The sequence below is a fragment of the Pseudarthrobacter sp. YAF2 genome, assembly GCF_052113345.1.
Lineage (GTDB): Bacteria > Actinomycetota > Actinomycetes > Actinomycetales > Micrococcaceae > Arthrobacter.
In genome coordinates this window covers 42,187-48,356 of the sequence record NZ_JBFRDA010000025.1, presented here as the reverse complement: position 1 = coordinate 48,356, position 6,170 = coordinate 42,187, and the positions used below count along the sequence as shown (strand labels likewise).

At 67.7% G+C, this 6,170-nt stretch carries 4 protein-coding genes and 1 rRNA gene; all 5 read left to right on the top strand.

What is annotated here, in order from left to right:
• Nucleotides 1-90 (top strand): 5S ribosomal RNA (rrf, locus tag AB4Y79_RS20385); the annotation flags it as partial.
• 373 nt (nucleotides 91-463) lie between these two features.
• On the top strand, nucleotides 464-1,909 hold the full coding sequence (locus AB4Y79_RS20380; RefSeq protein ID WP_441865791.1) for a hypothetical protein: 1,446 nt from the start codon (nucleotides 464-466) through the stop codon (nucleotides 1,907-1,909).
• Between the two features lie 87 nt (nucleotides 1,910-1,996).
• The gene (locus AB4Y79_RS20375; RefSeq protein WP_441865789.1) at nucleotides 1,997-2,755 is read left to right on the top strand and encodes a LamB/YcsF family protein; all 759 of its coding nucleotides are present in this window, start codon (nucleotides 1,997-1,999) and stop codon (nucleotides 2,753-2,755) included.
• 2 nt (nucleotides 2,756-2,757) lie between these two features.
• The gene (locus tag AB4Y79_RS20370) at nucleotides 2,758-4,428 is read left to right on the top strand and encodes a 5-oxoprolinase/urea amidolyase family protein (protein ID WP_441865786.1); all 1,671 of its coding nucleotides are present in this window, start codon (nucleotides 2,758-2,760) and stop codon (nucleotides 4,426-4,428) included.
• The gene (locus tag AB4Y79_RS20365; protein ID WP_441865783.1) at nucleotides 4,421-6,169 is read left to right on the top strand and encodes an acetyl/propionyl/methylcrotonyl-CoA carboxylase subunit alpha; all 1,749 of its coding nucleotides are present in this window, start codon (nucleotides 4,421-4,423) and stop codon (nucleotides 6,167-6,169) included. Before AB4Y79_RS20370 ends, AB4Y79_RS20365 begins: the two co-directional genes overlap by 8 nt.
• The last annotated feature ends 1 nt before the right edge of the window (nucleotide 6,170 follow it).

The window sequence follows — 6,170 nt, the reverse complement described above, 5'->3', positions numbered from 1 at the left end:
CCCGGTCCCATTCCGAACCCGGAAGCTAAGACCCACAGCGCCGATGGTACTGCACCCGGGAGGGTGTGGGAGAGTAGGACACCGCCGGACAATCATTGGTCGAGGCCCCAACCACACGGTTGGGGCCTCCCACATTTAACACAACCACCACCAACGCAGACTGGGAAACGGCCCGCTCGAAATCCCGGGATTCCAGCGCCCTGCTAATTTAGGTCAGCGCCTGCTGCTCCACCTGTCTGGCGGCGACAGTGACCGGGTGGGACAATGTGGTCATCCGTCGAATAGGGGGGCCATCATGGCCGGCCTTGATGTTCTTCGACTTGGCCGCTACTCCTGGGCATCCATGCGCCGGTTCTTGGCGGTGTTAGTCGTACTCGCAATTGGTGTGCTGTTCGCTCCACCCGCCCGAGCAGTCGACTACGGATATGACGTTTCGTGGCCGCAGTGTCCGGGCGGTCTTCCGATGCCGCCGGAAGATACGGGGTTCGAGGTTGTGGGGCTGACGCACGGACTCGCCTTCACCGAGAACCCCTGCCTGGGCGGGCAGTTCCAGTGGGTGCTGGATCATGGAGTCCGGGCGCAGGCTTACACCATGGCTACGTTCCCTACCGGTGCGCAGTATGACACCTACGGGGACGACGGCCCCTATTCCACAAGCACCAGGCAGGACCGGCTGCGCAACGTCGGATATGCAGAGGGTCACGCGGCTCTCGCGTCTCTCGACAAGGTGGGATGGCGGCCGGAGAGAATCTGGGTGGACGTCGAGCCCCGCCCGCAACAGCCGTGGCCCAGCTCGACAGCAGCCGAGCGGCAGGAGAACCGGTACGTCATCTCCGGGCTCCTGGCTGCACTGGCTGACGCCGGGTACCCGCACGGGATCTACTCCTATTCGAGCGCCTGGGAAGCCATCACCGGGTCGTGGCAGCTTGCCGACGTGCCCGTCTGGTCACCCGCAGGGCGCCTCGACTTCGCCAGTGAAGCATCCGACCTCTGCGTGAACCGCAGCTTTTCCGGTGGGACCGTCCACATCGCGCAATGGACCGACGGCACCTACGACTACGACATGACGTGCATCGGGGTGTACCAGGCCCACGTCGCGACGATCGGCTGGCAGCCGAGCGTCTCCAATGGCGCCACCGCGGGCACGACCGGCCGGTCACTGCCGTTGGAGGCGTTGCGCCTGTCCGTGGCAGGAGACCGCCTGCCGGGCGACATTCTATGGAGGGGGCAGGTGCAAAACATTGGCTGGCAGCCATGGACGACGTCGGCAACCCCGATTGGGACGACCGGCCTCGGTCTGCGATTGGAGGCGTTCGAGCTGCGGTTGACCGGGGATCTGGCCTCGCATTACAGCATCAGGTATCGCGCCCACGTGCAGAACGTCGGCTGGCAGCCGTACGTGCTTGACGGAGCCACTGCCGGCACCGTCGGGCAAGGTCTGCGGGTGGAGGCAGTGACGATCGAGCTGGTTCCGAAGGTTGCGCCGGCATTCACTGCTGTGTACGCCGCCCACGTTCAGAACCTCGGCTGGATGGCTAACGTTTCGGACGGAACCGTCGCCGGGACTACGGGTATGGCCCTTCGGATGGAGGCGTTGCGCCTCAATGTGTCCAGCACCGCCTATAGCGGCGACATCCAGTGGCGGGGGCAGGTGCAGAACATTGGCTGGCAGCCCTGGACAACGTCGGCCAATCCCATCGGCACGGTGGGGCAAGGGCTGCGTTTGGAAGCGTTTGAAGTCAGGCTGACCGGTGAGATGGCCAACCACTACAGCATTTACTACCGGGCTCACGTACAAGATTTCGGCTGGCAGTCATGGGTAGCCGACGGAGGAACGGCAGGTACGGTGGGTATGGGCAAACGGATCGAAGCCGTGCAGATTCTCCTCGCGCCCAGGACCGGCGGCTAGTCCAGCGGCGATGACAGTGCAAGATTGTTGAACAATCTGAATTTTTAGGGCATTCTTGGAGTACCACCAATCCGAGACGGAGATCACATGCCCAGCATCGACCTGAACAGCGACGTCGGCGAATCGTTTGGAAACTGGTCCTTCGGCGATGACGCCGCCATTTTCGAGAGTGTTTCCAGCGCCAACGTAGCCTGCGGCTTCCACGCGGGCGACCCCGTGGGCATTATGGCCACCTGCCAGGCTGCCGCGAAGGCCGGCGTCACCGTCGGCGCACACCCCGGCTACCGGGACCTGGCCGGATTCGGCCGCCGCTTCGTGGACATGACCCCCGCCGAACTGACCGCAGACGTGGTCTACCAGATCGGCGCCGTCCAGGCCGTGGCCCTCGCGGCAGGCACCGCGGTCCGCTACGTCAAACCCCACGGCGCGCTCTATAACACCATTGTCAACCACCCACAGCAGGCCGCCGCCGTGGTGGCCGCCATCCTGGCCGTGGACCCCACCCTGCCCCTCATGGTCCTGCCGAATTCCGAGATCCAGCGCCAGGCCGACGCCGCGGGACTGCGCACGGTCCCGGAGGCTTTCGCCGACCGCGCCTACAACCCTGACGGCACCCTCGTCTCCCGGCGCGAACCCGGCGCCGTGCTGCACGAGGTGAAGGACGTCGTCGAGCACGTCCTGCGCTTGGCCAACGACGGCGTGGTCCGCGCTGTGGACGGCTCGCTGGTCCCGGTCAAAGCAGAAAGCATTTGCCTGCACGGCGACACAGCCGGCGCCGTGGCGATGGCCGCTGCCGTTCGCGCCGCCCTGGCGGATGCCGGCATTACCATCCAAAGCTTCGCCTAGCCATGGCCGCCACACAACAGCAGCCGGCCACGGCGGCATCGGCTGCGATGCTGACTGGGATCAGGGCCGCCGGCGACCGGGCAATCCTGGTTGAACTCTCCTCCCTGGACGCGGTGCTCAGCCTCCAGTCGCAGCTCACCGCACATCCGCAGCCGGGCCAGGTGGACGTCATTGCCGCCGCCGGAACCGTGCTGATCACCGCAGATTCGCCCCACGCCCTGCAGGCGCTGGCTGCGCACGTCCGCAGCCTTGACCTTGAAGCGCCCGTGGAGGCTGAGAGCACCTTGGTCACCATCGAGGTGGTGTACGACGGCGACGACCTCGACGAAGCCGCGGGGCTCACCGGCCTTGGCCGCGAAGGGGTGGTGGCAGCCCACACGGGCCAGTTGTGGACAGCTGCCTTCGCCGGGTTCGCGCCGGGCTTCGCGTACCTCACCGGCGAGAACTCCACCCTTGACGTCCCGCGCCGGCGTTCCCCGCGAACTGCCGTGCCGGCCGGGGCAGTGGCCCTGGGCGGACCCTACTCGGCAATCTATCCGCGGCAATCGCCCGGCGGCTGGCAACTGATCGGCCGGACCGAGGCCGCGCTCTGGGACCTGGGCCGGGAGAGTCCGGCCCTCATCCGCCCCGGCGACACCGTCCGTTTCGCTGCCGTCCGGGCCCAGGCCACAGTGACCCGGTTGCAGGAGGCGAGCGGAATTACCGCCGGCCTGGCGCCGGTGGAGGAACCTGCCACCGCGGGCCTGGCCGTGCGCAAGCCAGGCCTGCAGGCCACCATCCAGGATCTGGGCCGGCCAGGCTACGCGTCCTTGGGCGTGAGCAGCTCCGGGGCCATGGACCGCGGTGCCCTGCGGCGTGCCAACCGCCTGGTGGGCAACCCTGAAGGGGATGCGGGAATCGAAATCCTCTTTGGTGGCCTGGAACTCGAGGCCCTCACCGATCAGGTCCTGGCCCTCACCGGCGCCAATGTTCCGCTGGAGGTCACGCCATCAGAGGACACGAAACAGCGGACGACGGCGGTCCGGCACCCCGCGTGCGATGCCCCCTTCGCGCTGCTGGCAGGAGAGCGGCTCACCGTGGGAACTCCCACCGCAGGGCTCCGCGCCTACCTGGGTGTCCGCGGCGGCCTCGCCGGCCCGGCCGCACTGGGCAGCCGCTCCACCGACACCATGTCCGGACTGGGCCCCGAAGCACTTCAGGCAGGAACCATACTCCCTGTGGGAACCCCCAACCCGGGAAGTGTAGTGGGCAACCCCGAAATTTCACCCCTCCCGGACAAGGACCAGGCCACAGTGCTCCGGGTGGTTCCCGGGCCGCGGCAGGACTGGTTCAACGGCGAAACGCTGCACAACTTCCTGTCCCAGGAGTGGACCGTTAGTCCCAAGTCCAACCGGATCGGCCTGCGCCTGGACGGCCAGGCACTCAGCCGCAGCAGGGAGGGCGAACTGGCCAGCGAAGGCACTGTCCGCGGCGCCGTGCAGGTCCCCCCTGAAGGTAAGCCGGTCCTCTTCCTGTCCGATCATCCGGTGACGGGCGGATACCCGGTGATCGCCGTCGTCGTCCACGCCGACCTGGACAAAGCCGCCCAACTTCCCCCGGGGGCATCGGTGCGGTTCACCGCAGCATCCCCGGCAGAACAGCACGAAACACCTAAGGAAAGCTTCCATGCGTAAAGTCCTCATTGCCAACCGCGGCGAAATCGCCGTCCGGATCGCCAGGGCCTGCGACGATGCAGGGCTGGAAAGCGTGGCAGTCTACGCTGATCCGGACGCCGATGCGTTGCATGTCTCCGCCGCCACCGAAGCCTACTCGCTGGCGGGCTCCAGGCCGCAGGAAACCTACCTGGATATCGCGAAGATCCTGGCAGTTGCGGCCAAGAGCGGTGCCGACGCCGTCCACCCCGGATACGGCTTCCTGTCCGAGAATGCCGGGTTCGCCCAGGCCGTGATCGACGCCGGCCTGACCTGGATCGGGCCCTCGCCTGACACCATCCGGCTGCTGGGCGACAAGGTCAGTGCCCGCGAAGTGGCTGTCCGCGCCGGCGCCCCGCTGGCACCCGGCAGCGACGGCCCGGTGGCCAGCGCCGCCGAAGTCCGGGCCTTCGCCGAAGAGGTTGGCCTTCCGGTGGCCATCAAAGCTGCCTTCGGTGGTGGCGGACGCGGACTGAAAGTGGTCAGGAACCTGGCCGACATTGAGGAAAGCTTCGACTCCGCCGTGCGCGAATCGCAGGCAGCCTTCGGCCGCAGCGAGTGCTACGTGGAGAAGTTCCTGGACCGTCCCCGCCACGTCGAGGCCCAGGTCATCGCAGACACGCATGGCAATGTGGTGGTGGTTGGCACCCGCGACTGCTCGCTGCAGCGGCGCCACCAGAAACTCGTGGAGGAAGCCCCCGCGCCGTTCCTCACACCGGACCAGCGGGCGGCCATCCATGCCTCGGCGAAAGCCATTTGCCGGGAGGCCGGATACGTGGGCGCCGGCACCGTGGAATACCTGCTGGACGGCTCCGGTTTCCTGAGCTTCCTGGAGGTCAACACCCGGCTCCAGGTGGAGCACCCCATCACGGAGGAAACCTCCGGCGTGGACCTGGTGGCCGCCCAACTGTCCATCGCGGCCGGGGAGACGCTCCCCATCCTTGAAGACCCCGAGCCCCGCGGCCACGCGTTCGAATTCCGGATCAACGCCGAGGACCCGGGCCGCGGCTTCCTGCCATCGCCGGGCACTGTCGACTCGTTCGAGGTGCCCACCGGGCCGGGGATCCGGCTGGACACCGGCGTTCGTGCCGGGTCAACGGTGCCGGGCCAGTTCGATTCGCTGCTCGCCAAGCTGGTGGTGACCGGCGCAGACCGTCAGCAGGCCCTCCGGCGTGCCCGCCGCGCCCTGCGCGATTTCCACGTCGGCGGCCTGGCCACCGTCCTGCCGTTCCACCGCGCCGTTGTGGAGGCCCCCGACTTCACCGGCACCGATTCCCTGGACGTTTACACCACGTGGATCGAGAGCGGATTCGCCGCCGAACTGGAGGCGGACCCCGCGTTCAGTCCCGCCGCGCCCGAGGAACCGCGCCGGACCATCGGCATCGAGGTGGACGGCAAGCGGATGGAGCTGGGACTTCCCAAGGCGCTGCTGGATTCGCTGCTCGACGGCGGCGGCCGGGTCCGTTCCGACGCGCCGGAGGAGAGTGCGGAGGCTCCGGCGGAGAAGAACGACGGCGACCTGCTGGCCACGATGGCCGGCACCGTGGTCAAGTGGCTGGCTGAGCCCGGGGCCAGCGTCGCGGAAGGGGAGGCGGTGCTGGTGCTCGAAGCAATGAAGATGGAAACGGCCGTCGCCGCCCACCGTGGCGGCACCCTGGGGGAGCGGTTCGCGGCGGCGGGGGACGCCGTCGCGCCCGGCCAGGTGCTCGCCACCATTTCCTGAG

Excerpts from the sequence above, each read along its gene's own strand:
- AB4Y79_RS20380 (WP_441865791.1), top strand. The coding sequence starts at position 464 with ATGCCGCCGGAAGATACGGGGTTCGAGGTTGTGGGGCTGACGCACGGA.
- AB4Y79_RS20370 (WP_441865786.1), top strand. The coding sequence starts at position 2,758 with ATGGCCGCCACACAACAGCAGCCGGCCACGGCGGCATCGGCTGCGATG.
- AB4Y79_RS20375 (WP_441865789.1), top strand. The coding sequence starts at position 1,997 with ATGCCCAGCATCGACCTGAACAGCGACGTCGGCGAATCGTTTGGAAAC.
- AB4Y79_RS20365 (WP_441865783.1), top strand. The coding sequence starts at position 4,421 with ATGCGTAAAGTCCTCATTGCCAACCGCGGCGAAATCGCCGTCCGGATC.